At 65.8% G+C, this 24,987-nt stretch carries 21 protein-coding genes; 11 read left to right on the top strand and 10 right to left on the bottom strand.

The window, feature by feature from the left end; genetic code table 11:
- Nucleotides 1-235 precede the first annotated feature (235 nt).
- Nucleotides 236-571, bottom strand: coding sequence for a ribonuclease E inhibitor RraB (locus IB274_RS21940; protein WP_024762270.1), 336 nt, complete (start codon nt 569-571; stop codon nt 236-238).
- A gap of 207 nt (nt 572-778) precedes the next feature.
- On the opposite strand from IB274_RS21940, the gene ptrC reads away from it, so the two are divergent.
- Nucleotides 779-979, top strand: a complete 201-nt coding sequence (gene ptrC, locus IB274_RS21935; RefSeq protein WP_192434733.1) for a type III secretion system co-regulatory protein PtrC — start codon at nt 779-781, stop codon at nt 977-979.
- A 72-nt stretch (nt 980-1,051) separates the two neighbouring features.
- On the opposite strand, the gene IB274_RS21930 is transcribed toward ptrC, so the two are convergent.
- The 3 genes from IB274_RS21930 to IB274_RS21920 form a co-directional block, all read right to left on the bottom strand.
- A complete protein-coding gene (locus IB274_RS21930; RefSeq protein ID WP_192434731.1) occupies nt 1,052-3,295 on the bottom strand; it encodes a xanthine dehydrogenase family protein molybdopterin-binding subunit in 2,244 nt (747 codons plus the stop codon).
- An 11-nt stretch (nt 3,296-3,306) separates the two neighbouring features.
- The gene (locus tag IB274_RS21925) at nt 3,307-3,765 is read right to left on the bottom strand and encodes a (2Fe-2S)-binding protein (RefSeq protein ID WP_081516800.1); all 459 of its coding nucleotides are present in this window, start codon (nt 3,763-3,765) and stop codon (nt 3,307-3,309) included.
- Nucleotides 3,766-4,218: 453 nt separating this feature from the next.
- A complete protein-coding gene (locus IB274_RS21920; protein ID WP_081516799.1) occupies nt 4,219-5,238 on the bottom strand; it encodes a zinc-dependent alcohol dehydrogenase family protein in 1,020 nt (339 codons plus the stop codon).
- Nucleotides 5,239-5,551: 313 nt separating this feature from the next.
- Here IB274_RS21920 and IB274_RS21915 point away from each other — a divergent pair, with 313 nt between their 5' ends.
- The 6 genes from IB274_RS21915 (at nt 5,552) to IB274_RS21890 (ending at nt 13,767) form a co-directional block, all read left to right on the top strand.
- A complete protein-coding gene (locus tag IB274_RS21915; protein WP_017517481.1) occupies nt 5,552-6,466 on the top strand; it encodes a LysR family transcriptional regulator in 915 nt (304 codons plus the stop codon).
- Between the two features lie 400 nt (nt 6,467-6,866).
- Entirely contained in the window at nt 6,867-8,102 is a 1,236-nt protein-coding gene (mexE, locus tag IB274_RS21910; RefSeq protein WP_192434729.1) for a multidrug efflux RND transporter periplasmic adaptor subunit MexE, read from the top strand.
- Nucleotides 8,103-8,351: 249 nt separating this feature from the next.
- Nucleotides 8,352-11,555, top strand: a complete 3,204-nt coding sequence (locus tag IB274_RS21905) for an efflux RND transporter permease subunit (protein ID WP_192434727.1) — start codon at nt 8,352-8,354, stop codon at nt 11,553-11,555.
- A gap of 5 nt (nt 11,556-11,560) precedes the next feature.
- Nucleotides 11,561-12,988, top strand: a complete 1,428-nt coding sequence (locus IB274_RS21900) for an efflux transporter outer membrane subunit (RefSeq protein WP_192434725.1) — start codon at nt 11,561-11,563, stop codon at nt 12,986-12,988.
- 266 nt (nt 12,989-13,254) lie between these two features.
- Nucleotides 13,255-13,449 carry a hypothetical protein gene (locus tag IB274_RS21895; protein ID WP_192434723.1) on the top strand — a complete coding sequence of 65 codons (195 nt, stop codon included), beginning with the start codon at nt 13,255-13,257 and terminating at the stop codon, nt 13,447-13,449.
- A 117-nt stretch (nt 13,450-13,566) separates the two neighbouring features.
- Entirely contained in the window at nt 13,567-13,767 is a 201-nt protein-coding gene (locus IB274_RS21890; RefSeq protein ID WP_192434813.1) for a hypothetical protein, read from the top strand.
- A 54-nt stretch (nt 13,768-13,821) separates the two neighbouring features.
- Here IB274_RS21890 and IB274_RS21885 read toward each other — a convergent pair whose 3' ends face one another.
- The 3 genes from IB274_RS21885 to IB274_RS21875 are packed head-to-tail and all read right to left on the bottom strand — an operon-like array spanning nt 13,822 to nt 16,155.
- Nucleotides 13,822-15,030, bottom strand: a complete 1,209-nt coding sequence (locus IB274_RS21885; RefSeq protein ID WP_192434807.1) for a CynX/NimT family MFS transporter — start codon at nt 15,028-15,030, stop codon at nt 13,822-13,824.
- A gap of 8 nt (nt 15,031-15,038) precedes the next feature.
- Nucleotides 15,039-15,494, bottom strand: a complete 456-nt coding sequence (locus tag IB274_RS21880) for a nucleoside deaminase (RefSeq protein ID WP_192434721.1) — start codon at nt 15,492-15,494, stop codon at nt 15,039-15,041.
- Between the two features lie 25 nt (nt 15,495-15,519).
- Nucleotides 15,520-16,155 carry an ankyrin repeat domain-containing protein gene (locus tag IB274_RS21875; protein ID WP_192434720.1) on the bottom strand — a complete coding sequence of 212 codons (636 nt, stop codon included), beginning with the start codon at nt 16,153-16,155 and terminating at the stop codon, nt 15,520-15,522.
- 109 nt (nt 16,156-16,264) lie between these two features.
- Between IB274_RS21875 and IB274_RS21870 the strand changes: the two genes are divergently transcribed.
- Nucleotides 16,265-17,131: a LysR substrate-binding domain-containing protein gene (locus IB274_RS21870; RefSeq protein ID WP_192434719.1), complete on the top strand. Its 867-nt coding sequence runs from the start codon at nt 16,265-16,267 to the stop codon at nt 17,129-17,131.
- Here the strand turns inward: IB274_RS21870 and IB274_RS21865 are convergent.
- Both IB274_RS21865 and IB274_RS21860 read right to left on the bottom strand, forming a co-directional pair.
- Nucleotides 17,115-19,178, bottom strand: coding sequence for a putative bifunctional diguanylate cyclase/phosphodiesterase (locus tag IB274_RS21865; RefSeq protein ID WP_192434717.1), 2,064 nt, complete (start codon nt 19,176-19,178; stop codon nt 17,115-17,117). The genes IB274_RS21870 and IB274_RS21865 overlap by 17 nt on opposite strands.
- A 75-nt stretch (nt 19,179-19,253) precedes the next feature.
- Complete coding sequence (locus IB274_RS21860; protein WP_225614967.1) at nt 19,254-20,324, bottom strand: metallophosphoesterase; 1,071 nt, start codon at nt 20,322-20,324, stop codon at nt 19,254-19,256.
- A gap of 115 nt (nt 20,325-20,439) precedes the next feature.
- Here IB274_RS21860 and IB274_RS21855 point away from each other — a divergent pair, with 115 nt between their 5' ends.
- Both IB274_RS21855 and IB274_RS21850 read left to right on the top strand, forming a co-directional pair.
- Complete coding sequence (locus tag IB274_RS21855; RefSeq protein WP_192434715.1) at nt 20,440-21,870, top strand: ArnT family glycosyltransferase; 1,431 nt, start codon at nt 20,440-20,442, stop codon at nt 21,868-21,870.
- Nucleotides 21,871-21,955: 85 nt separating this feature from the next.
- On the top strand, nt 21,956-23,044 hold the full coding sequence (locus IB274_RS21850; RefSeq protein WP_192434713.1) for an FUSC family protein: 1,089 nt from the start codon (nt 21,956-21,958) through the stop codon (nt 23,042-23,044).
- A 31-nt stretch (nt 23,045-23,075) separates the two neighbouring features.
- Here IB274_RS21850 and IB274_RS21845 read toward each other — a convergent pair whose 3' ends face one another.
- Nucleotides 23,076-23,834 carry a 3-oxoacyl-ACP reductase family protein gene (locus IB274_RS21845; RefSeq protein ID WP_192434711.1) on the bottom strand — a complete coding sequence of 253 codons (759 nt, stop codon included), beginning with the start codon at nt 23,832-23,834 and terminating at the stop codon, nt 23,076-23,078.
- A gap of 123 nt (nt 23,835-23,957) precedes the next feature.
- On the opposite strand from IB274_RS21845, the gene IB274_RS21840 reads away from it, so the two are divergent.
- Nucleotides 23,958-24,881 carry a LysR family transcriptional regulator gene (locus IB274_RS21840; RefSeq protein WP_192434709.1) on the top strand — a complete coding sequence of 308 codons (924 nt, stop codon included), beginning with the start codon at nt 23,958-23,960 and terminating at the stop codon, nt 24,879-24,881.
- Nucleotides 24,882-24,987 lie beyond the last annotated feature (106 nt).

Below are 24,987 nucleotides of genomic sequence, written 5' to 3'. Positions count from 1 at the left end.
GGCCATGCCCGCGACCGCGCGTATGACGCGCTCCTGCAATTCAGCTCCACGGCATCCGCTGGCGCAGGAGCAGCCGTTTTACAGGTGCACGCCGATACCATCCGCGCATTCAGCTGGCGCCGGCCCTGCCGGCGGTTCGCGGGCATGGCCCGCTCCTACAATTCAGCCCCGTAGGGCGGACGCACAAAAGAAAAACGGCGCCCGCAGGCGCCGTTTCTCGTGCAGCATCAGCCGATCAGAGCGCCGACCAGCCGTCCATCTGACCGCCCAGGTCGGCGGAGTGCTCGGACAGCAGCGCCGCGTAGCCGCTGATGTGCTCGTGGGAGAGCTCCATCACCGGGTAGGCCAGGACCTGCCAGGGCAGCTTGTCGTTGCCGTCGTACTCGGAGTACGCCACCTTCTGCCCGTTCTGCAGCAGCATGATGGCGAAGTCCAGGGCGGACTGCTCGTCCGGGAAGATCACCGCGAACTCCACCTCATGCTCGAGGGAGAGGTCTTCGCCGTCTTCCTGCAGGGCCCACAGGGCATCGCCGATTTCGTCTTCCGGGAAAAGCTGCTTGTCGCGGCTCATGTCACTGCTCCAATTCGATTTACAAAGTGCCCGGTGTGGGCACGCCCGCGCAGGATACCCGTCCTGCATGACAACTGCCGGAAAATCTCGCCGGCACCATCGCCTTTCGTGATGTTCACCATCACGCCGTTTCACTTCCGAGCTTGCCCGCCTGGCGCGAGGATGTGTCCATCGGGCCTGCGCCCTCCCCTCATCGAGCCTGCGACCATGCACACGCACAGCACCGAGGCCTACCGTATTACCTACATCACCCTGGACGAGGTGCAACTGCACTTCGAGACCGAGATCGCCGTCACCGACGAGGAAGGTGGACTTGCCCTGCTCAGCGCCACCACTCTGCCCGAAGAACGCCGGGTACTGCGCGAGCTGATCTGCGAGGCGCACGAACAGCAGGCCCTGATCGCCTGACCTCAGGAAAGCTTAGACCCTGAAAGACAAATGCCCCGCAGATACGGGGCATTTGTCTTTCAGGGACGAACCTTAAGCCTGCAACTGGTTACCGATAGGCAAGGTGCGGATGCGCTTGCCGGTCGCCGCGAACAGCGCGTTGGCCAGCGCCGGCGCCAGGGGCGGCACGCCGGGCTCCCCGACACCGGTCGGCGGTTCGGCGGACGGCACGATGTGCACCTCCACTACCGGCATCTCGTTGATACGCAGCACCTGGAAGTCGTGGAAGTTGGACTGGTCGACCTTTCCGTCTGTCAGCGTGATGGCACTGTGCAGCGCCGCCGACAGGGCGAAGCCGATGCCTCCCTCCATCTGCGCCTTGATCACGTCCGGATTGATCGCCAGACCGCAATCCACCGCGCAGACCACGCGGTCCACCTTGAAGCTCTTGTCCGCCTTGTAGGTCACTTCCACCACCTGGGCAACGTAGCTGCCGAACGACTCGTGCACGGCGATACCACGGCCACGCTGCTCGCCGTCCTTGCCCTTTTCCAGGGGCGCGAGCCAGTTCGCCCGCTGCGCCGCCAGCTCCAGCGCGCCGCGATGACGCGGGTGCTTCGCCAGCAGCTTGCGGCGGAACTCGTACGGGTCCTGCTTGGCGGCGATGGCCGCTTCGTCGATCAGCGTCTCGGTGGAAAACGCCGTGTGGGTATGGCCCACCGAACGCCACCACTGGGTCGGCACCGTGACGTTTTCTGCCAGCGCCTGTTCGACGCGCAGGTTCGGCACGGCGTAAGGCAGGTCGGCAGCACCCTCGACAGCGATCTTGTCGACGCCGTCCTTGACCATGAACTTCTCGAACGGCGTGCCGACGATGAAGGATTGCCCCACCAGCCGCTGCTCCCAGCCCACCAGGTTGCCCTGGGCGTCCACCGCCAGCCGCGCGCGATGGAGGAAGGCCGGGCGATAGTAGCCGGCGCGGGTGTCGTCCTCGCGGGTCCAGACCATCTTGATCGGTACCTTCACGCCCTGCTCGCGGGCCGCCTTGGCAATGGCGACCGCTTCCAGCACGTAATCCGAATGCGGATTGGCACGGCGGCCGAAGCTGCCGCCGGCGTAAAGCTGGGTGATGCTCACCTGCTCGGGCGGCATGCCCAGCAGCTGCGCCACGGACATCTGGTCGCCGGTCTGCCATTGTTCGCCGTTCCAGATCTGGCAGCCGTCCTCCTTGAGGAACACCAAGCAGTTCAGCGGTTCCATGGCCGCGTGGGCGAGATAGGGGAACTGGTATTCCGCCTCAATCAGGTGCGCTGGCTTCTCCAGCGCCTTGCCGATGTCCCCTTCGTTGCGCGCCACCAGGCCCGGCTTGCTGGCCATGTCGCGGTACTGGGCAAAGATTTCCTTGCTGCCCATCTTGAAGGCCTTGCTCTCGTCCCACTCGACCTGCAGCGCGTCACGGCCCTGGCGCGCGGCCCAGGTGTTCTTAGCCAGCACCGCGACGCCGGCGAAACGCCGATCGCTGCCGGGGAATTGCACCACGTCGACCACACCGGGCACGGCCTTGGCCTTGCTCGCGTCGACTTTCGCCGGCACGCCGCCGAAGCGCGGCGGGTGGGCCACCACGGCCACCAGCATGTCGGGCAGGTGCACGTCCTGGGTGAACTGCGCGGTGCCGTCTGTCTTGGACGGGCTGTCCTTGCGCGGCAGCTGCACCTGGCCGATCAGCTTGAAGTCCTTCGGGTCCTTGAGTTTCACGTCCGCCGGCACCGGCTGCTTGGCCGCCGCCTCGGCCAGTTCGCCGAAGCCGGCCTTGCGCCCGGAAGCCGGATGGGTGACGACACCGTCGTGTACTTCGATCTGGGCCACCGGCACCTTCCACTGCTCAGCCGCCGCGCCGACCAGCATGGCGCGGGCGCTGGCGCCGGCCTTGCGCATCTGCTCGAAGGAGTTGGCCATGGCGTTGCTGCCGCCGGTGCCCTGCAGGTTACCGAAGGCCAGGTTGGCGTAGCGCTTGGCATCCGCCGGGGCGCCTTCTACCTGCACGTGGTTCCAATCGGCGTCCAGCTCCTCGGCCACCAGGGTGGCAAGGCCGGTGTAGCTGCCCTGGCCCATTTCCACGTGTTTGGCGATCACGGTGACAGTGCCGTCCGGGGCGATGCGCACGAAAGCGTTGGCCTCGAAATCGCTGGCCGCCTGGGCATCGCCCCGCTTGCCCAGCAGCGGCGCAAAATAGATACCCAGGGCCAGACCGCCAGCGCCACGCAGGAAGCTGCGACGGCTGACGTTGAGGATGCTGCCGGGCTGTGCCGGCTGTTCGTCGGTACGGGGTTCGAGCATGACTTCGGTCCTCAGGCCAGGGTCTGGGCGGCGTCGTGGATGGCCGCGCGGATCCGCGCATAGGTGGCGCAGCGGCAGATGTTGCCGCTCATGGCGGCGTCGATGTCGGCATCGCTGGGCTTCTTGTTCGAGGCCAGCAGCGCAGTGGCCGACATGATCTGTCCGGACTGGCAGTAGCCGCACTGCACCACGTCGAGCTTGCGCCAGGCTTCCTGCACGGCCTTGCCGGCGGCCTGCTCGGCCACCGCCTCGATGGTGGTGATCTTCTTGCCGGCCACCGCCGCCAGCGGGGTGACGCAGGAGCGCGTCGGCTGGCCGTCGATGTGCACGGTGCAGGCGCCGCACAGCGCCATGCCGCAGCCGTACTTGGTGCCGGTCAGCCCGGCGACGTCGCGGATGGCCCAGAGCAGCGGCATCTCGCCGGGGGCGTCGAGCTCGTGGTCCTTGCCGTTCAGGTTCACGGTAATCATCTGGAGATTCACCTCTTGAGCTGGGTGATGAAATGGCGGGTGATGCAAATGGAGCGAAGCGCAGCGGCTCCGACACGCAATGGATTCAGCCTAGGCCCAGAGGCCCGCGGGTGCCGCGACGATACGCGAGGAAGGCGCCGAGCGGTTTGCCTGGTTATCCCAAGGCTTGCCTGATACTGCGGGGAATGTATCGGCGTATAGAAGGCTCTATTCCGATACTTTGCCGTCAACCAGCAGATCTTCTGCCCATTTCGGGGATGCCGCTCGTGCTCGACGTAGGATGGCGTGGAGCGCAGCGATACCCATCAATCCTGCGCGGCGACAGCATGGGTATCACTTAGGCTCCACCCATCCTACATTTCAGCAAGCCTTTAACCGTCGCCGGGGTAGCGATAATGGGCGCGCACAAAAAAGCCACTCCGGAGAGTGGCTTTTTCAGCTACCGATGACGGATCACTCCGGCATCTTCATCACCACACGGCCGCCGCCCGGGCAGGTTTCCATGTAGTAGTTGGCGTCGCGGTACTGGGCGAAATCGAACACCCGGTCGATGCTCGGCTTGAGCAGCTGGTCGGCGGTCATCTGGTTGATCGCGGTCAGCGCCCGTTGCACGGCTTCGTCATTGCGGGTCAGGCCGATCTCCGGTTGCCCGGTGAAGTCCAGCACGCAGTGACGGTAGAACTGCAGGTGCTTCTTGAACGCCGCACAGGCCGGGAAGGCTGCGTCGTTGCCGCCATTGATGCCGTAGAGGATCAGCTTGCCGCGCGGCGCGGCGACGTCACCCAGCAGTTTCATCTGCGGGCCGGCGCACTGGTCGAGGACGATCTCCACGCCTTCCCCCTTGGTGAAGCGTTCGACTTCCAGCACCAGGTCCTGCTCCTCGGTGTAGATGATCTTGTCCGCACCCAGGCCCTTCAGAAACTCGCGGGTTTCCTCATGGCTGGTGGTGGCGATCACCTGGGCGCCGAGCGCCTTGGCCAACTGCACCGCCTGCGGGGCGAGGCAATGACCGGCCTCGGTAATCAGCACGCGCTGGCCGGGCTTGATCTGCGCCAACTCCACCAGGGCGAAGTAGGAATACAGCAGGCCGGTGTAGTGCACGGCGGCTTCGACCGGGGTCAGCACCTCGGGATAACGGGTCAGCGAGGTGCGCGGCACGATGACGTGGTCGCCCCAGGCCGGGTACAGGTTCGGCGAGTTCGCCGGGAAACTGGCCACCGCCACGCCGGGCTCGAGGTCTTCAACGCCCTCGCCCACGGCTTCGACGATGCCGGAGAGTTCATAGCCGATGCCCGCCGGCAGCTTGGCCTGATCCGGGGCGAGGTTCTGCCGCCAGAGCACGTCGCGCCAACTGACGCCCAGTGCCTGGGTACGGACCAGCACTTCACCCGGCCCCGGTTGCGGGGTCGGCATTTCCTCGATCTTCAGGACCGAGGCGTCACCGAACTGGTGGAAACGGATCATGCGGGACATCACATACCTCGCCTTAGTAGTGCTCATAGCCACGGACTCTATCCGGGCTTTAGGGGTGACGCCACCGTTCACCATTGATAGTTGACATAAATGGCGATGATTCGGCCCACCCTGCGAGCCTTGTCCGGTGCGGCCGCGGGGCTCTGCGACGGGGCTGAGGGAAGGACCTGGGCGGCTCTGTTCATACAGAGTCTGACCACATTGCCGGGGCGAGATTCTCATTAAAAAAGTAGAAATTGATCAAGGACTTATCTGACAGACTTGACTCAGGACACGCTCGGCCCCACTTTTCCCCCATCGCCAGGGAGTCCCTATGAACCGCAACGACCTACGCAAGGTTGATCTCAACCTGTTGATCGTTTTCGAGACGCTGATGCATGAACGCAGCGTGACCCGCGCCGCCGAGAAGCTGTTCCTCGGCCAGCCGGCGATCAGTGCGGCCCTGGCGCGCCTGCGCGGTCTGTTCGACGATCCGCTGTTCGTCCGCACCGGGCGCAGCATGGAGCCCACCGCGCGGGCGCAGGAAATCTTCGGTCACCTCTCGCCAGCGCTGGACTCCATCTCCACCGCCCTGAGCCGCGCCGCAGACTTCGACCCGGCCACCAGCAAGGCGGTCTTCCGCATCGGCCTGTCCGATGACGTGGAATTCGGCCTGCTGCCGCCGCTGCTGCGCCGCCTGCGCTCCGAGGCGCCGGGCATCACCCTCGTAGTGCGCCGCGCTAACTACCTGCTGATGCCGCAGCTGCTGTCGTCCGGGGAAATATCAGTGGGCGTCAGCTACACCGACGAGCTGCCGGCCAACGCCAAGCGCAAGACCCTGCGCCGCAGCACCTGGAAGATCCTCCGTGCCGACTCGATTCCCGGTGCGCTGACCCTCGATGACTACTGCGCGCGTCCGCACGCGCTGGTGTCCTATGCTGGCGACCTGGACGGCTTCGTCGACCAGACCCTCGCCGAGATGGACCGCAAGCGCCAGGTGGTGCTGGCCGTGCCGCAGTTCGTCGGCCTCGCCCAGTTGCTGGCCGGCACCGACATCATCGCCACCGTGCCCGAATACGTGGCCCTGGCGCTGACCGCCGCCGGAGGCCTGCGCGCCGAGGAACCGCCCTTCCCCACGCGCCTGGCCGAGCTCTCCATGGTCTGGCGCGGCGCCCAGGACCAGGACCCGGCAGAGCGCTGGCTGCGCTCGCGCATCACCATGTTCGTGGGTGATCCGGACAGTCTCTGACCCCACAGCACCTCACCTGTAGGAGCGAGCCTGACCAAGCATCGGCGCGGGTGCATCCCCTCACCCCGACCCTCTCCCGAAGGGAGAGGGAGCCGTCCGTGCCGTCTGATGCTGTAGTTTCCACCTGCGCCGATCAGTCCCCTCTCCCTCTGGGAGAGGGTCGGGGTGAGGGCAGCCCGGGCGAATCAAACTATCAAGTAGCACTCGCGGCAATCCCCGTGCCCACTCCTTCTATCTATTCCTGCGCGCCCTCTATCTATTCCTACGAATAGTGCAAAAGCATTTATCACTGCGCGTGATAATCAAAATCTACTCGTTCGATTAGTTCCCGGGCGCCCCCTTGCGCAGACTCCGCTCCATCAGAAATCCCAAAACCAATTAGATCGCCGGAGTCTTTTCCATGGAGCGAAATCTGAACACCTTGCGTATTCCGTTGGCGTTGGCCGCCGTGCTGGTTCTCAGCGCCTGCGGCAAGGGCCAGGAGGCGGCACAGAAGATGGCCGCCCCCAAGGTCAGCGTGGCGGACGTCATCGAACAACCGATCAACGAATGGGACGAGTTCACCGGCCGCCTGGAGGCTCCGGAGTCCGTCGAACTGCGTCCGCGCGTCTCCGGCTACATCGACCGCGTCGCCTTCCGTGAAGGCGCGCTGGTGAAGAAAGGCGACCTGCTGTTCCAGATCGACCCGCGCCCGTTCCAGGCCGAGGTCCATCGCCTGGAAGCCCAGCTGCAACAGGCCCGCGCCAACCAGACCCGTACCGTCAACGAAGCCTCCCGCGGTGATCGCCTGCGCGCCACCAACGCCATTTCCGCGGAACTCGCCGACGCCCGCACCGCTGCCGCCACCGAGGCGAAAGCCGTGGTCGCCGCGACCCAGGCGGAACTGGACAACGCCCGCCTGAACCTGTCGTTCACCCAGGTTACCGCACCCATCGACGGCCGCGTCTCGCGCGCCGAAGTCACCGCCGGCAACCTGGTGAACAGCGGCGAAAGCGTGCTGACCACCCTGGTCTCCACTGACAAGGTCTACGCGTACTTCGACGCCGACGAGCGCGTCTACTTGAAGTACGTCGACCTGGCCCGCAAAGGTGGCCCGGACGCCCGCGGCACCAGCCCGGTGTACCTGGGCCTGACCGGCGAGGACGGCTTCCCCCACCAGGGCCGCCTGGACTTCCTCGACAACCAGGTCAACCCCAAGACCGGCACCATCCGTGGGCGCGCCGTGTTCGACAACGACGCCAACCAGTTCACCCCCGGCCTGTACGCCCGCATCAAGCTGGTCGGCAGCGGCACCTACCCCGCCGCGCTGATCAAGGACGAAGCGGTCGGCACGGACCTTGGCAAGAAGTTCGTGCTGGTGCTCGATAAAGACAGCAAGGTGCAATACCGCGGCATCGAGCTCGGCCCGAAACTCGAAGGCCTGCGCATCGTCCGCAGCGGCCTGGTGAAAGGTGACCGCATCGTGGTCAACGGCCTGCAACGGGTTCGCCCGGGCGCCCAGGTCGATGCCCAGGGTGTCGAGATGGCCAGCAAGGAAACCCTCGCCAACCTCGAGAGCCAGCGTCGCGCGCTGGAGAGCTTCGAGGCACCGAAGGTCGCCGAGAAATCGGCCAAGCCGGTTGCGCCGCGCGGCTGACCCCAACCCGTACGAGTTCTTCGAGGATCCTGCCGAGCGCAGGCCAGGCAAGGCGGAAGACGGTGGGGAAGCGCAGTTCACTGTAGTGAATGAGCATTCCGAACCGGCTTCCAACGCAGCCTGGGCAAGCGCAGGCGGATCGTCGACGAACTCTCCCTGAATTGATGTACCAGGTCCTTCTCCCACCAGGGCCTTGGGTGACCTTTGTCCCGGGTTTGGCGAACGATGCGTTCGCGACAGGAACCAGCCATGAACTTTTCGCAATTCTTCATCCAGCGGCCGATCTTCGCCGCCGTGCTCTCGCTGATCATCCTGATCGGCGGGGCCATCTCGCTGTTCCAGCTACCGATCAGCGAATACCCCGAGGTCGTGCCGCCCACCGTGGTGGTGCGCGCCAACTTCCCCGGCGCCAACCCCAAGGTGATCGGTGAGACCGTCGCCGCGCCGCTGGAGCAGGCCATCACCGGCGTCGAGAACATGCTCTACATGTCCTCGCAGTCCACTGCCGACGGCAAGATGACCCTGACCATCACCTTCGCCCTGGGCACCGACCTGGACAATGCGCAGGTGCAGGTGCAGAACCGCGTGACCCGTACGCAGCCCAAGCTGCCCGAGGAAGTCACGCGGATCGGCATCACCGTCGACAAGGCCTCGCCCGACTTGACCATGGTCGTGCACCTGACCTCGCCGGATAACCGCTACGACATGCTCTACCTGTCCAACTACGCCATCCTCAACATCAAGGATGAGCTGGCGCGCCTGGACGGCGTGGGCGACGTGCAGCTGTTCGGCATGGGCGACTATTCCCTGCGCGTCTGGCTGGACCCGAACAAGGTCGCCTCGCGCAACCTGACCGCCACCGATGTGGTCGCCGCGATCCGCGAGCAGAACCGCCAGGTCGCCGCCGGTTCGCTGGGCGCCCCGCCCTCGCCGAGCGACACCAGCTTCCAGCTGTCGATCAACACCCAGGGTCGCCTGGTCACCGAGGAAGAGTTCGAGAACATCATCATCCGCAGCGGCCCGGACGGCGAGATCACCCGCCTGAAGGACATCGCCCGCGTCGAACTCGGCTCCAGCCAGTACGCCCTGCGCTCGCTGCTGGACAACCAGCCGGCGGTCGCCATCCCGATCTTCCAGCGTCCCGGTTCCAACGCCATCGCCATCTCCAACCTGGTGCGCGAGAAGATGGCCGAGCTGAAGAAGGACTTCCCGCAGGGCGTGGACTACTCCATCGTCTATGACCCGACCATCTTCGTGCGCGGCTCCATCGAAGCGGTGGTGCACACCCTGTTCGAAGCCCTGATCCTGGTGGTGCTGGTGGTCGTGCTGTTCCTGCAGACCTGGCGCGCCTCGATCATCCCGCTGGCCGCCGTGCCGGTTTCGCTGATCGGCACCTTCGCGGTGATGCATGCCTTCGGCTTCTCGCTCAACGCGCTGTCGCTGTTCGGCCTGGTACTCGCCATCGGCATCGTGGTGGACGACGCCATCGTGGTGGTGGAGAACGTCGAGCGGAACATCGGGCTGGGCCTGACGCCTATCGAGGCGACCAAGCGCGCCATGAAGGAGGTGACCGGGCCGATCATCGCCACCGCGCTGGTGCTGTGCGCCGTGTTCATTCCCACCGCGTTCATCTCCGGCCTCACCGGGCAGTTCTACCGGCAGTTCGCCCTGACCATCGCAATATCGACGGTGATCTCCGCGTTCAACTCGCTGACCCTGTCGCCGGCGCTGTCTGCCGTGCTGCTCAAGGGACACCACGAGCCGAAGGACCGCTTCTCGGTGCTACTCGACAAGCTGCTGGGCGGCTGGCTGTTCCGTCCGTTCAACCGCTTCTTCGACCGCGCCAGCCACGGTTATGTCGGTACCGTCACCCGCGTGCTGCGTGGCAGTTCGATTGCGCTGATTCTCTACGCGGGACTGATCGGCCTGACCTACCTGGGCTTCTCCAGCACCCCGACCGGCTTCGTGCCGCAACAGGACAAGCAGTACCTGGTGGCCTTCGCACAACTGCCCGACGCCGCCACGCTGGATCGCACCGAAGCGGTGATCAAGCGCATGTCGGACATCGCCGGCAAGCACCCGGGCATCGAGCACACCGTGTCCTTCCCGGGCCTGTCGATCAACGGTTTCACCAACAGCCCCAACAGCGGCATCGTCTTCACCCCGCTCAAGGACTTCAGCGAGCGCAAAGGTCCGGGCATGTCGGCCAACGAGATCGCCGCCGAGCTGAACAAGCAGTTCGCGGATATCCAGGACGCCTACATCGCGATCTTCCCGCCGCCGCCGGTACAGGGGCTGGGGACCATCGGCGGCTTCCGCCTGCAGATCGAGGACCGCGGCAACGCCGGTTACGAGGAGCTCTACGCACAGACCCAGAACATCCTCAACAAGGCCCGTGCGCTGCCGGAGCTGAACCCGATGTCGGTGTTCACCAGCTACCAGGTGAACGTGCCGCAGGTGGATGCTGCCATCGACCGCGAGAAGGCCAAGACCCACGGGGTCGCGATCAGCGACATCTTCGACACCCTGCAGGTCTACCTGGGCTCGCTGTACGCGAACGACTTCAACCGCTTCGGCCGCACCTATCAGGTGAACGTTCAGGGCGAGCAGCAGTTCCGTCTTGAACCCGAACAGATCGGCCAGCTGAAGGTGCGCAACAACCTGGGTGAAATGGTCCCGCTGGCCACCTTCATCAAGATCAGCGACACCGCAGGTCCCGACCGCGTGATGCACTACAACGGCTTCATCACCGCCGAAATCAACGGCGCTGCCGCACCGGGCTACAGCTCCGGCCAGGCCGAGGCTGCCATCGAGCGCCTGCTCAAGCAGGAGCTGCCCAATGGCATGACCTACGAATGGACCGAGCTGACCTACCAGCAGATCCTCGCCGGCAACTCCGCGATCTACGTGTTCCCGCTCTGCGTGCTGCTCGCCTTCCTGGTGCTGGCCGCGCTGTACGAGAGCTGGGGCCTGCCGCTGGCGGTGATCCTGATCGTCCCGATGACCCTGCTGTCGGCCATCGCCGGCGTGATCCTGTCCGGTGGCGACAACAACATCTTCACCCAGATCGGCCTGATCGTACTGGTGGGCCTGGCGTGCAAGAACGCGATCCTCATCGTCGAGTTCGCCAAGGACAAGCAGGACGAAGGCATGGACCGCCTGAGCGCGGTACTGGAAGCCTGCCGCCTGCGTCTGCGGCCGATCCTGATGACTTCCATCGCCTTCATCATGGGCGTGGTGCCCCTGGTGCTGTCGTCCGGCGCCGGCGCCGAAATGCGCCATGCCATGGGTGTCGCAGTGTTCTCCGGGATGCTCGGCGTGACCTTCTTCGGCCTGTTGCTGACCCCGGTCTTCTATGTGCTGATCCGCCGCTTCATGGAAGCCCGTGAGGCGAAGAAACAGGAACGCGCCGCCCTGAGCCACACGACCAATAACGAGGCCCACCAGGCATGAGCGTCATGACCATCAATGCTGTGAGCAAGAGTGCCGTGAAACTGTTCGTCCCTTCCCTGCTCGCGCTGGCCCTCAGCGCGTGCATGGTCGGCCCCGACTACCAGAAGCCGGACACCGCGCCGGCCCAACTGGACAGCAACGCCCAGGCGCAGAACTACGACCGCACCCGCTTCGAAGACGCCTGGTGGAAACAGTTCGACGACCCAGTGCTGACCCAGCTGGTCGACCAGGCCCTGAAGGAAAACCGCGAGCTGCGCGTGGCCTATGCCCGCGTGCTGGCCTCGCGGGCGATCCGCGACGACGTGGCCAATGACCGCTTCCCCACGGTCACCAGCCGCGCCGAGGGCCAAGTCGGCAAGGGCCAGGTGCCCGGCCAGACCGAGGATCGGGTCAACCAGGAGCGCTATGACCTGGGCCTGGACATGATCTGGGAAGTCGACCTGTTTGGCCGCGTGCGTCGCCAGCTGGAATCCAGCGATGCGCAGAGCGAGGCCATAGTCGCCGACCTGCAGCAGCTGCAGGTCAGCCTGATCGCCGAGCTGGCCGATGCCTATGGGCAACTGCGTGGTGCGCAACTACGCGAGAGCATCGCCAAGAGCAACCTGGACAACCAGCGCGAGTCCCGCGACCTGACCATCCAGCTGCGTGACGCCGGCGTCGGCAGCGAACTGGACGTGCAACGCGCCGAAGCGCGCCTGGCTTCCACCGAAGCCAGCGTGCCGCAACTGCAGGCCGAGGAAGTACGCCAGCGCAACCGCATCGCCACCCTCCTCGGCCAGCGCCCGGACGCGCTGAGCGTGGACCTGTCGCCGAAGAAGCTGCCGGCGATCGCCAAGGCCTTGCCGATTGGCGACCCCAGCGAGCTGCTGCGCCGTCGGCCGGACGTCGCCTCCGCCGAACGCCGCCTGGCCGCAGCCACCGCGGACGTGGGCGTGGCCACCGCCGACCTGTTCCCGAAAGTCAGCCTCGGCGGCTTCCTCGGCTACACCGCCGGCCGCGGTTCGCAGATCGGCTCGTCTGCCGCCAGCGCCTGGGGCGTGGCCCCGAGCATCACCTGGGCGGCCTTCGACCTGGGCAGCGTGCGGGCCCGCCTGCGCGCCTCCAAGGCCGACGCCGACGGCGCCCTGGCGACCTACGAGCAGCAGGTCCTGCTGGCGCTGGAAGAGTCGTCGAACGCCTTCAGCGACTACGGCAAGCGCCAGCAACGCCTGGTATCGCTGGTGCGCCAGTCCGAAGCCAGCCGCAACGCCGCACAACAGGCCGGCCTGCAATACCGCGAAGGCACCGTGGACTTCCTCAACCTGCTGGACGCCGAACGCGAACAGCTGGCCGCCGAGGACGCCCAGGCCCTGGCGGAAGTCGACGTGTATCGCGGCATCGTGGCGATCTACAAGGCCCTTGGCGGCGGCTGGCAGCCGACGCCGGCAGCCTGATCGATCCTCCCCGGTCGGGAATCTCCCGACCTTCTAACCCTGCGGTCTGACGCTCCGGACCGCGGGGCTTTTTTATGCCTGCGACAAAGCGCTACGGCATCGTCACCACCTTCCTTTTGCACGAAGGCAGGATCATCAGCACACTGGCCCCAGAACCTGTCAGAAACCGGGATATCGATCAGCTTTTTCCGATAGCAATCGAAAATAAGCTGAAGCTGATTTGAATTCAGCATTCACTGACGTCAGAAATCAGGGAAATCCGCTCAGTGCATAACAACAAGGTCGAGAGAAGTCCGCCCACGTCCAACCATGCCGAGTTGTGCCAGCTTCTCCTGTGCGTCAGGCGCGGGGACGTCATCCATCCCCAACTCAAGTTACTGCTGGTGCACCTGGGATTTGCCGAACGGCGCGGCCTGCAACTCGCCCTCACGGCCAAGGGCCGGCTCCTGCTGGAGACCTGAACTTGGGCTGAACGCATCGGGCCGCTATGATCCGGACCGGCTTGCCAGGGATCAACGCAGTTCGGTCCTACTCTGGCCTAGACTTTCTATATCGGATCTTTCAGACAAGGACACGCCGTGGACGCCACTGCCCATTTCATCCCGCTGGACCCCACGTCCCTCTTCATCACCCTCGGCATCATCATCTTCGGCATGTTCATGCTGGGCATCGGCTTCACCATCCGCCATCGCCCGGTGGGCGTGTTCCTGATGTGGGTCGGCACGCTGAGCATGCTGTCGATCATCGCCTACCGGATCTACATCGCTACATCCGTGTAACGATGCAGGCAAAAAAATGGCGCCCTCGGGGCGCCATTTTCGTTTCATCCAGCCTCAGTGCTGCATCGCCCGCGCATAGCCCTTGGGCGAGAAGCGCAGGGTCACGCCCAGCATCAGCACCACCGACACCGCCAGCAGGACCCAGGAAGCCTGGAAGCTGCCGGTGCTATCGCGCAGCCAGCCGGTGACGTAGGGCACGATCCCGGTGACGATGAAGCCAATGCCCTGCACGAAGGCCGCCAGGCGCCCGGCCGCGCCGGCGTCAGCGAGGTGATCCAGGGTCAAGGTCAAGCTGAGGGCAAAGCAGGCACCCAGGCCGTAGCCGATCATCGCCACCCAGACGCCCGACAGGTGCAGCGGCGCGCAGATCAGCCCGACGAAGCCGGCGAGCTGGATCAGCAGGCACAGGCACAACCAGCCACGGCGATCCAACGAGCGGCGGATCAGCAGCGGGATGGTCAGCGCGGCGATCACCTGGAAGATGGTCATCAGGCCGATCAGCTGGCCGCTGGCCTGAGCCGTCCAGCCAAGCTGGCGGTAATACACCGGCAACCAGGCCACCATGCTGGTGTAGCCGCCGTTGATCAGGCCGAAGTACAGGGCCAGCAGCCAGGCGCGGCGGCTGCCGAAATAGTGTTGCACCTTCTGTTTGGGCGGCGCGGCCACCGGCGTTTCGCGCGGACGGGCGACGGACCACAGCAGCAGCCCGACAACGGCCAGCAGCAGCCAGGCGCCAAGCCCGTCCTGCCAGCGGTGGAAGTGCTCCGACACCACCGGCGCGAGCACCGCCGCACTGCCGCCGCCAGCCATCAACGATGCCGAGTACAGCCCCATGGCGGACGGCACCTTGTGCGGGAACCAGCGCTTGATTACACCCGGCACGAACGCCTGGATTACCGCCACGCCGCAGCCCGCCAGCACCGCGCTGGCGATCAGAGCGAAGCCGCTGTCCAACAGCAATCGCCAGAAGCAGGCCGCGCCGATGGCCAGCAGGCCGAGCACCATGCCCCGGCTCTCGCCCAGGCGCGGCCCGACCCACGGTAGGCCCAGGGCGAACAGGCCCATGCACAGCACCGGCAGCACCGTCAGCATCGACAGGCCCTGGAAGCCCAGGCCGGTGGCATCGTGGATTTCGGCCAGCAACGGGCCGATGGAGGTGAGGATCGGCCGCAGGTTGATGCCCAGTGCGACGATCACCAGCAGGCCGATCCAGCCGGCGTGGCTGCTCTGCCCCGCCGCTTCACCCTGGGCCGGCAGCGTCATGCCGCGGCTCACGAGCGCTGCTCCTGCCAATGGTTGTAAAGACCCTGTTCACCGCTCGGACGCAGCGCGCGCAGCGGGACCGACTGCCACTGCGGCGGCTGGGTCATCTGCTGGTAGACGGCGGCAGTCGACAGCCCGAAGGGCTCGCCATCGTCGTTGGAATAGGCGAAGTACGCGCCCTCCACCCCGCACAGGTGCATGGCCGCCAGGCACATCGGGCACGGGTGGCCGCTGGCGTAGATCACGCAGCCGTCCAGCCGCGACGTGCCCAGCACCGCCGAGGCACGGCGGATTGCCAGCAGTTCGGCGTGAGCGGTGGGATCGAAATCCACGTGAATGGAATTGGCGGCACGGGCGATCACCCGGCCGTCCTTGACCAGCACGGCGCCGAACGGGCGGCCGCCGGCCTCGATATTGTCGCGGGCCAGTTGCAAGGCCTCGCGCATGAAGACTTCGTGTGACATGGCAGTTTCCAGCGAATCGGTTCGATCAATGCGCGCCGGCTACTTCCAGCATCCTGGCGATGGTGGTCTGGTTGCGCTGGCGGGCGTGTTGCAGCGGCGTGACGCCGTCGTTGTCGGCCAGGTTCAGGTTCGCCCCGGCTTCTATGAGTTGTTTCACGATGGCCTGGTGACGCGGGCCGCCGTCGCTGAGCAGGATGGCTTCGAGCAGCCCGGTCCAACCCAGCTTGTTGACGTGATCGGGATCGACGCCGGCCTTGAGCAGGGCCGCCACCACCTCCACATGGCCGCGCTCGCAGGCCGGGATCAGCGCCGTGCCGCCGTAGCGGTTGGTGCTGCGCAGTTCGGCGCCATGGGCCAGGGTCAGCTGGAGGATGTCCAGGTGCCCCAACGCGCCGGCCAGCAGGTAGGCGCTGTCATGGATGCGGTTCTGCCGGTTGACGTCGGCGCCAGCGGCAATCAGCAGCCGCGCGACTTCCACGCGGTTGCGCACAGTGGCCAGCAGCAGCGGCGTATTGCCCTGCCCGTCGATCACATCCGCCGGTACGCCGCGTTTGAGCAGGGCCGCCACCTCGGCTTCGCGCCCGTCGCTGGCCGCGCTCAGCAGCGCGTCTGCGGCGGCGCGGCTGTGCACGTCCTCGGTCTGAACAGTTGGCATATCCATAGGCGCTCCCCCGTGATGGCTGTCGTGCCTCTAATCAATGCAGCCAGTATGACGAAGGGATGTTCTATGCTGAAATTAAATAGAAACATGACTTTCAGTGGGAATCTCAATGCTTGACCCCAACCTGCTGCGCAGCTTCGTGATGGTGGTGGACGCCGGCAACTTCACCCGAGCCGCTGAGTTGCTGCACCTCACCCAGTCCACCGTCAGCCAACAGATCCTGCGTCTGGAGCAAAGCCTGGGCTGCCGGCTGCTGGACCGCAGCCAGCGCCAGGTTTTGCCCACCGAACAGGGCGAGCGGCTGCTGGGCTACGCGCGGCGCATCCTCGAGCTCGGCTCGGAGGCGCGCGAGGCGCTGAGCAGCGAGCACAGCGAAGGCGTGCTGCGCCTGGGGATGCCGGAGGACTTCGCCGGCGAACGGATGATGCCGCTGCTGGCGGCCTTCAGCGCGGAACGCCCGAGGCTACGCCTGGAAGTCTCCAGCGGCCTGAGCCAGGAGCTGCTGCGCCAGTACCGCAGCGGCGAGCTGGACCTGGCGCTGGTCAAGCAATGGGGCGCGGACAGCGACTGCCTCGCTCACTGGCCTGAACCGCTGGCCTGGCAGGACAGCGCCGCCACACCCGCTGCCGGCCGTGACCCGCTTCCGCTGGTGGTCTTCCCGCTGGGAGCGCTGTATCGCCAGGAGATGATCCACGCCCTGGAAGCCAGCGGCCGGCGCTGGCGCATCAGCTACAGCAGCGCGAGCCTGGCAAGTCTTTCAGCGGCTGTTGCCGCAGGCATGGGCGTCAGCCTTCTGCCCCTGCGCGGCCGCCAAGAAGGCCACCGGGTGCTGACCGCCGAGGAAGGTTTCGCACCTATCGAGGGACTTGAGCTTGCGCTCTATGCACGCCCTGAACTGGGCAGCGCGGGGCGCAGCCTCTGCGAGCAGCTGCGCGCTCTGTGTGCGCAGCTGGCGACACCTACGCCGGAGCGTTGAGGCGTTCGAGGAACTGTTCAGCCGGCACCGGCTTGCCGAGCAGGAAGCCCTGCAGCGAGTCGCAACCCAGGCGGGTGAGGAAGCTCTGCTGGCCGGAAGTCTCCACCCCTTCGGCAACGATTCGCAGGTCCAGCGCCTGGCCCAGGGCGACGATCGCCGAGACGATGGCGGCGTCGTCGCTGTCCTGCTCCAGGTCGCGGACGAAGCCGCGGTCGATCTTCAGCTCGTTGGCCGGCAGGCGCTTGAGGTACAGCAGGCTGGAGTAACCGGTGCCGAAGTCATCGATGGACAGATCCACGCCCATCTCCGACAGCTTGCCGAGTATCTCCAGGCTGGAATCGGCGTCGCGCATGGCGGTGGTCTCGGTGATCTCCAGCGTCAGGCAGCGCGCCGGCAACTGGTGGCGCTGCAACGCGTCAGCCACCGACTGCACCAGAGCCGCATGGCAGAACTGCAGCGCCGAGAGGTTCACTGCCACGCGCCAGTTTTCATGGCCCTGCAGGTACCACTCGCGCATCTGCCGGCAGGCCTCGTCCAGCACCCAGTCGCCGATGGGGATGATCAGCCCGGTGCGCTCGGCCAGGGCGATGAAGGTGTCGGGCATCAGCAGGCCACGCTGCGGATGCTGCCAGCGCAGCAGCGCCTCGGCGCCAATGGGCTCACCGCTGGCGGCGAACTTGGGCTGGTAATGCAGGATGAACTCGCGGCGTTCCAGGGCTGCGCGCAGGTCGTGCAGCAACTGCAGGTGATTGCGCGCGTTGGTGTTCATCGACTGCTCGAAGAAGCTGTAGCCGTTCTTGCCATTGCCCTTGGCGTGATACATCGCCGCGTCGGCATTGCGCAGCAGTTCGTGCTGGCTGGCGCCGTCGCCGGGGTAGACGACGATTCCGATGCTGACGGCGATGCGCAATTCCTGCCCGGCGATCTGGAACGGCTGGGCCAGCAGGCTGATCTGCTGCCCGGCGACGGTCACCGCGTCCTCGGCTTCGGCCAGTTCGGCGAGTACCACGAACTCGTCGCCGCCGATGCGTGCCACGGTGTCTTCGCTGCGCAGGCTGTCGCGCAGGCGCTGGGCCACGGCCATGAGCAGCAGGTCGCCGACATGGTGGCCGAAGGCGTCGTTGACCGGTTTGAAGCCGTCGAGGTCGAGAAACATCAGCGCGAAGTGCCCGCCGCCGCGCTGCACTTTGCCGATCATCTGCTCGATGCGGTCCTCCAGCAGGATGCGGTTGGGCAGGCGCGTGAGATTGTCGTGCAGGGCGAGTTGGGTCAGTTCCTGGTTGGCCAGGGCCAGCGACGAGGTGAGCTGCGCGGTGCGCGACTCCATGCGGGCATCCAGCACCGAGGTGAGCAGTGCGATGCCGATCACCGCCAGGGTGACGATGATGATCAGCAGCGCCAGCCAGTCACTGTTCAGCCCACTGGGGGAGGCGCCACAGAAGCTGCCCTCGGGGAAACGCGCGGCCGCCATGCCAGTGTAGTGCATGCCGACTATGGCCACGCCCATCACCAGCGCCGCGCCGGCGCGGACCAGGCGCACGTAGGGCGTGTTCTGTCGCAGCTTGAAGGCGATCCACAGCGCTGCGCCGGAAGCCGCCACGGCGATCAGCAGGGACAGGCCGAACAGCGTCGGATCGTAGTCGATACCCGGCTGCATCAGCATCGCGTACATGCCCAGGTAGTGCATGCAGCTGATTCCGGCGCCCATGGCCAGCGCACCGCAGGCCAATTGCCAGAGCGGCAGGCGATCCTGGCTGACCAGCGCCAGGGCGAAGCCCGAGCTGAGCACGGCGATGGCTAGCGACAGCAGCGTCAGGGTGAGGTCGTAGCCCAGCGCGATGGGCAGGCTGAAGGCGAGCATGCCGATGAAGTGCATCGACCAAACGCCGATGCCCATGGCCACCCCGCCGCCGCCGATCCACAGCAGCACCGGCCAGCCGCGGGTGGTCGCGATGCGTCCGGCCAGGTCCAGGGCCGTGTAGGACGCCAGCATGGCGACGCACAGCGAAATCAGGACAAGGGCGGGATCGTAACTGCCGACAAGCATGGGGGCTCTCTGATGGACTCGCGCGGTCCCTGCGCGCAAAAGTCCGGGATTCTAGCGAAAACCCCTGCTCCGCAACTACTGGCCAGTGGCCCTGTTCGTCGCCAAGCTCTCTCCGCCGTTCTGTTTCAGGCAGCCCTGGGCCATCCAGGGGCAGCTCCGCGCCCAGAGAAAACTCTGCTCACGCGTTCCCTCCGGATCGTAATAGCTCAGCTGCAACCGTTCGGCGCTGAAGGCCAGACGCGTGAAACCGTGTTGCTCGACGGCGAACAGGGTGCCATCGGCCGATTCGGCCGGCCTGAGCCCGTCGAGGGTCTGGCCGCCGCCACCGGACACCAGCCACGCCGGTTCGCCGGGGCGAACCAGTACCTCCTGGTTGTGCTCGTGGCCGGACAGATAGAGGTCCACGCCACTGCGCTGCATGGCTGGCAGCAATTCCCGTAGCCGCTTGGCGTCTTCGCCGTGCTTGCCGCCACTGCTGCGTAGCGCGTGGTGCGCAACCACCATTTTCCAGATCGGCGCGGGGCCGGCGGCGAAAGCTGTCTGCAGGAAATCCGCCTGACCTTGGCGGCCGGCGGTATCGGCATTGGTATCCAGGAATACCACGCGCAGCAACGGGCGCCCCTCCACTTCGCCAAAGTCGCGAGTATAGAAAGGCGCCGGCATCTGCCAGCGCCCCGAACCCATGTGCTGGCGGGCATAATCCAGTTCGACGACGGATGAGTCCGGGTAATCGTGATTGCCCAGCACCGCATAGAACGGCACGTGACTGAGCCAGTGTCCGTGATAGACACGTTCGAACTTGAGCTGCCAGGCCGGGTCGTTGACTCCGCTCAGGGCCTTACCGTAGAAGTTGTCGCCCAGCAGCAGGACCATGTTCACCCCGCCCTCGCTTTCGGCAACCTGCTCCATGCCCTCGGCCACGCGCCATTGCTGCAGGTCGCCGCTGCCCTGGTCGCCCAACGCCAGCAGGGTAATTTGCGCGGGGTTCTGGCCCGACAAGGGGGTATACGGCGAAGGCGGAACCAGCACCATGAATCCGGCCAGACAGCCGACCACCAGGATCAGCACGACCAGCGCCAACAGCAGGTAACGGCGGCGCAAGCGGCGCGGAGAGGCAGGACGGGACGCAGGCAGGCGAGCGGACATGGCAACCCCCAGGGGAATACCGGGCGAGGGATGCAGTGAAGCACCGCAAAGGTTAATTCCGCGTTAACGAAATGTCGCCTATACATGCAGGCAACAAGCCTCCCCTGGACCTGCAATGCTCCGACCACGCCACCACTTTCTCCTCCTGTTCGTGCTGGGCGGCCTGCTGTTCTTCTTCGCGCTGGGCAATCATCAGTTGCAGGGTTCCACCGAGCCCAGGGTGGCGGGCATCGCGATGGAGATGCAGTTGGACGGCGACTGGGTAACGCCGTGTCTGAACGCTGTGCCATTTCTCGAGAAACCGCCGCTGAGCCTGTGGCTCGACGTCGTCGCTATCCGCCTGTTCGGCCCCACCACTTTTGCCGTCAGGCTGGCGTCGGCGTTCGCCGGGCTGTTCAGCGTGCTGCTGCTCTACAGCGCGCTCCGACGCATCGGCCGACCGGCGACTCTGGCGCTGCTTGCCGCACTCATGCTGATGACCCTGGCAAGCTTCTGGGCCAACGCCCGGCAGGTGGGCGAAGACGCACTGCTCACGTTGGGCGTGACCCTGGCACTGCTGTCCTTCCTGAAGACCTGGCTCTGGCCGCCGGGGCGCACGCAGGACTGGCTGGCGTTCGCCCTGGGGATTGTCATCTCCACCCTGAGCAAGGGTGTGCTGGGGCTGGCGCTGCCGGGGGTGGTGATCTTCGCCTGCCTGCTGTGGGACAGCCTGGCAAGGCGCCGGCTGGAAGTGTCCACCTGGCTGCGCCCCCTGCTTTGGACACTGCCGGGTCTGGTGCCGCTGCTGATCTGGCTGTTGTTTCTCTACCGCAACGGTGGCAGCGCGGCCCTGCAGGAAATCCTCTGGACCAACAGCGTCGGGCGCTTCAGCGGCTCGTTCAGCGAAGCGGGGCACTTCGAACCCTTCTACTACTACCTGGTGCGCCTGCCCCAGGCCTTCCTGCCGTGGAACATCCTGCTCTACCTCGGGCTCTGGCATTTCCGCAAGCGCCTGGCGAAGGACCGTTACCTGCTGTTTTTCATCCTGTGGCTGGCGGCGCAGTTCGTCCTGCTCACCCTCGCTTCCAGCAAGCGCATGGTCTACCTGATGGCGCTGGCTCCGGCAGCAGCGGTGATCGCCGCGGAATACGGCCACGCCCTGCTGACGCGCTGGCATTTCCGGGCCTCGCAATGGATGCGCCGCGCCGCGGTGTTACTGGTCCTACTGATACCCGCCTGCTACCTGGGTTATGCGATATGGATCGAACCCCGCGCCGACCAGCACGAATCCTTCCTGCCGCTAACCGAGCGGATTCGCCAGCACCAGATGGCCGGGCGCCAGGTGGCGCTGTTCCAGCCCAGCGAGCGCCTCGCCGGCGCCAGCGTGTTCTATAGCCGCAGCCTGCTCCCCGCGCTGCAGACCCACGAGGAGCTGATGAACTTCCTCGGCCAGCCAGACGAACACATCGCCCTGCTGGAAAGCAAGACCGTGCCGCTGGCGCCGCTGAGCGTGCTGCAGCACTTCCGCGTCGGCGAGCGCGACTACTACTTCGTCGGCCGGCAATAACCAGGAGATTGACTCAAGGCCGCCCCTGCCGGCTGGGAGCGGCTAACCTTGCTGCATCGCCGCACCCGCACAGGAGCCGCTTCCCTTGGCGAAGCAACCCTCGATCCTCACCCTGCCGTTCCGTCGCCTGGCCAATCCCTACACACGCTATCGCTATGCCGCCTGGATTCACTGCGTGCGCGTCGGCCTCGCGCTGCTCGCCTCGATGCTGCTGACCAGCGCTCTGAAATTACCCCACGGTCTCTGGGCTTCGGTGACGGTGCTGGTGGTGATGGGCGGGCTGGTGCACCAAGGGACGATTCGCGGCAAATCCTACGAGCGCGTGATGGGCACCCTGGTCGGCGCGGCGCTGGGCTTGTGCGTGATCGCGATCTACGACCAGACCCGTTCGCTCACCCTCACCTACCTGACCATGTCGGTGCTGGGTGCGGCCTCGGCCTTCTATGCGATCCGCAGGCCCGGCTACGTCGCGCTGCTGGCGGGTATAACCATGTGCATCGTCGCCGGCCCCGGTGAAACGGGTTTCACCGAAGGGCTGTGGCGCTCGGCCAACGTGCTGATCGGCGTCGCGGTGGCGCTGTTGTTCTCGCAGATCTACCCGCTGCGGGCGGTCTACGTCTGGCGCTACCTGCTCTCGGACAACCTGCGGGCCTGCGCGCGGATGTACGGACAGCTGTCGTCCAACCACGACTTCACGCCTGAGCATTTCGCCCGCCAACTGGAGGAACTGGACCACCGCCTGGTGGCATCCCGCGCTCATCTGGGGCCGGTATCGAAGGAGACTGCGATGCCGCTACGCGAGCTGGAGATTCTCCAGCGCATCCACCGCGCAATCATGGGCACCCTGGAATCGCTGATCGCCTCGCGGCAGTTCGCCGCCGAGGCCGGGGAGATAGAACCGGTGCCGGCCAGCCTCGACTCGCACCGGCAGATCATCGGCCGCCTGCTGCTGCAATCGGCCCACGCCCTGAAGTTCAGTCGCACCAGTAAGCTGGTACAGGCCTGCCAGGGCCTGGACAACCTGCCGGTACGGCCGCACAACCTCACCGACTCCTTCGAGAAGCAGGGTTTCTACTGGCTCACCCTGCGTCTGTATGAACAAGTGGAGATGCTCTCGGAAAAACTCGCCGCCACCTCCGAGCACTGGAACATCCAGAGCCGCGACCGGGCCTGAGCCCGGCCGCGCTGTTCTTACCAAGAGTCGATCAGGCCCCGAAGCCGCCGTCGATGGTCAGGCTGGCACCGGTGATGTAACCGGCTTCCGGACCCGCGAGGTAGGCGACAAAGGCGGCAATTTCTTCCGCCCTGCCATAACGACCCACCGCCATCAGGTCCATCAGGGAGGCCGCGAAGTCGCTGTCGGCCGGGTTCATGTCGGTGTCTACCGGGCCGGGCTGCACGTTGTTCACGGTGATGCCGCGCGGGCCGAGGTCACGGGCCAGCCCCTTGGTCAGGCCGACGATGGCCGACTTGCTCATGGCGTAGACGGCGCCGCCACCGAAGGGCATGCGGTCAGCGTTGGTGCTGCCGATGGTGATGATGCGTCCGCCCTGCCCCATGTGCCGCGCGGCGGCCTGGATGGCGACGAAGACGCTGCGCACGTTCACCGCCAGGGTGCGGTCGAGGTCTTCCAGGCTGAATTCTTCCACCGGGGCGATGGCCAGCACGCCGGCGTTGTTCACCAGGATGTCGATGCCGCCCAGGCGCTGAGCCGCGGTGTCGATGGCCTGCTGCACCGAAGCTGCATCGCCGCTGTCGGCCTTCAGGGCCAGGGCGCGGCCGCCAGCGGCCTCAATGCTGGCGGCGAGGTCTTCGGCCTTCTGCGCCGAACTGACGTAGGTGAAGGCCACGGCAGCGCCTTCGCGGGCCAGGCGCTGCACGATGGCGGCGCCGATGCCGCGGGAGCCGCCCTGTACGAAAGCGACTTTGCCGGCGAGGGATTGAGTGGTTTGCGTGGTGGTCATTTGATGTCTCCAGGAATCTAGTGGGGGAGTAAGTTCGACGGGGCCAGTTTCCCTCTCGGACTCGTCACTCGGTAGCCAGTAATCGCTATATTCAGTCGATACCAAACGTCCGGAATACCACCCATGGAAAGCCTGATCAGTATCGAATGCTTCGTCCGCAGCGCCGAGGCCGGCAGCTTTGCCGCCGCGGCGCGGCGCCTGGGCCTGACCCCGGCGGCCGTGAGCAAGAACGTGGCGCGGCTGGAGAACAACCTGGGCGTGCGGCTGTTCCAGCGTAGTACCCGCAGCCTGACACTGACCGAATCCGGCGAGCGATTTCTCGTCGAGGCCAGCGGCGGCCTGGCCAGCCTGCAGAGCGCCATCGCCAACCTGGCGAGCGCCGACGGCCAGCCCAGCGGCATGCTGAAGGTCAGCATGGGGCTGGTGTTCGGCCGCGACTACATCCTGCCGCTGCTGGGAGAATTCCTCGGGCGCTACCCGGCAATTCGCCCGGATTGGCACTTCGACAATCGCCAGGTCGACCTCATCGCCGAAGGCTTCGACGCGGCCATCGGTGGCGGCTTCGAGCTGCCGCCCGGCGTCGTGGCGCGCAAGCTGAGCCCCGCGCACCTGGTGCTGCTGGCCTCGCCGGCCTACCTCGACGGCCGTCCGGCAATCCGTTATCCGTCGGACCTGCCCAGCCACGATGGCATCCGCATCCGCTCGCCGCAGACTGGCCGCGTGCGCCCCTGGCCATTGACCAATCGCCAGCAGGCCCAGGCGCCGATCGCGCTGAAGGAGCGCATGACCTTCAGTGACCCGGAAGCCGCGTGCGTCGCCGCCCTCATGGATCTGGGCGTGACCCTGGTGAGCATGCAGCACGCCGTGCCCTACCTGGACAGCGGGCGCCTGGTGCGCGTGTTGCCGGAGTGGTACGTGAACGCCGGCAACACCGCGCTCTACTACGCCGCGCAGAAACTACTGCCGGCAAAGACGCGGGTATTCGTCGATTACGTCATCGAGCACTTCCGCAACCAAGGCCTGGAGCAGCGCTTCAGTGCGCTATGAAGCGCTACGACCTCAACCCTTGTTGCGGAAATTGAAATGAATCTTGCAGGTCGCCAGCAGGTCGACACTTAGCAAGCTACGCAGCCGCGAGACTTGCGCATCGAAA

The organism is Pseudomonas sp. PDM18, from assembly GCF_014852585.1.
Lineage (GTDB): Bacteria > Pseudomonadota > Gammaproteobacteria > Pseudomonadales > Pseudomonadaceae > Pseudomonas.
The sequence above is the reverse complement of the archived record's forward strand: the minus strand, read 5'-3'. Positions and strand labels throughout refer to the sequence as shown.

Excerpts from the sequence above, each read along its gene's own strand:
- IB274_RS21940 (WP_024762270.1), bottom strand. The coding sequence starts at position 571 with ATGAGCCGCGACAAGCAGCTTTTCCCGGAAGACGAAATCGGCGATGCC.
- ptrC (WP_192434733.1), top strand. The coding sequence starts at position 779 with ATGCACACGCACAGCACCGAGGCCTACCGTATTACCTACATCACCCTG.
- IB274_RS21930 (WP_192434731.1), bottom strand. The coding sequence starts at position 3,295 with ATGCTCGAACCCCGTACCGACGAACAGCCGGCACAGCCCGGCAGCATC.
- IB274_RS21925 (WP_081516800.1), bottom strand. The coding sequence starts at position 3,765 with ATGATTACCGTGAACCTGAACGGCAAGGACCACGAGCTCGACGCCCCC.
- IB274_RS21920 (WP_081516799.1), bottom strand. The coding sequence starts at position 5,238 with ATGTCCCGCATGATCCGTTTCCACCAGTTCGGTGACGCCTCGGTCCTG.
- IB274_RS21915 (WP_017517481.1), top strand. The coding sequence starts at position 5,552 with ATGAACCGCAACGACCTACGCAAGGTTGATCTCAACCTGTTGATCGTT.
- mexE (WP_192434729.1), top strand. The coding sequence starts at position 6,867 with ATGGAGCGAAATCTGAACACCTTGCGTATTCCGTTGGCGTTGGCCGCC.
- IB274_RS21905 (WP_192434727.1), top strand. The coding sequence starts at position 8,352 with ATGAACTTTTCGCAATTCTTCATCCAGCGGCCGATCTTCGCCGCCGTG.
- IB274_RS21900 (WP_192434725.1), top strand. The coding sequence starts at position 11,561 with ATGACCATCAATGCTGTGAGCAAGAGTGCCGTGAAACTGTTCGTCCCT.
- IB274_RS21885 (WP_192434807.1), bottom strand. The coding sequence starts at position 15,030 with ATGACGCTGCCGGCCCAGGGTGAAGCGGCGGGGCAGAGCAGCCACGCC.
- IB274_RS21880 (WP_192434721.1), bottom strand. The coding sequence starts at position 15,494 with ATGTCACACGAAGTCTTCATGCGCGAGGCCTTGCAACTGGCCCGCGAC.
- IB274_RS21875 (WP_192434720.1), bottom strand. The coding sequence starts at position 16,155 with ATGGATATGCCAACTGTTCAGACCGAGGACGTGCACAGCCGCGCCGCC.
- IB274_RS21870 (WP_192434719.1), top strand. The coding sequence starts at position 16,265 with ATGCTTGACCCCAACCTGCTGCGCAGCTTCGTGATGGTGGTGGACGCC.
- IB274_RS21865 (WP_192434717.1), bottom strand. The coding sequence starts at position 19,178 with ATGCTTGTCGGCAGTTACGATCCCGCCCTTGTCCTGATTTCGCTGTGC.
- IB274_RS21860 (WP_225614967.1), bottom strand. The coding sequence starts at position 20,324 with ATGTCCGCTCGCCTGCCTGCGTCCCGTCCTGCCTCTCCGCGCCGCTTG.
- IB274_RS21855 (WP_192434715.1), top strand. The coding sequence starts at position 20,440 with ATGCTCCGACCACGCCACCACTTTCTCCTCCTGTTCGTGCTGGGCGGC.
- IB274_RS21845 (WP_192434711.1), bottom strand. The coding sequence starts at position 23,834 with ATGACCACCACGCAAACCACTCAATCCCTCGCCGGCAAAGTCGCTTTC.
- IB274_RS21840 (WP_192434709.1), top strand. The coding sequence starts at position 23,958 with ATGGAAAGCCTGATCAGTATCGAATGCTTCGTCCGCAGCGCCGAGGCC.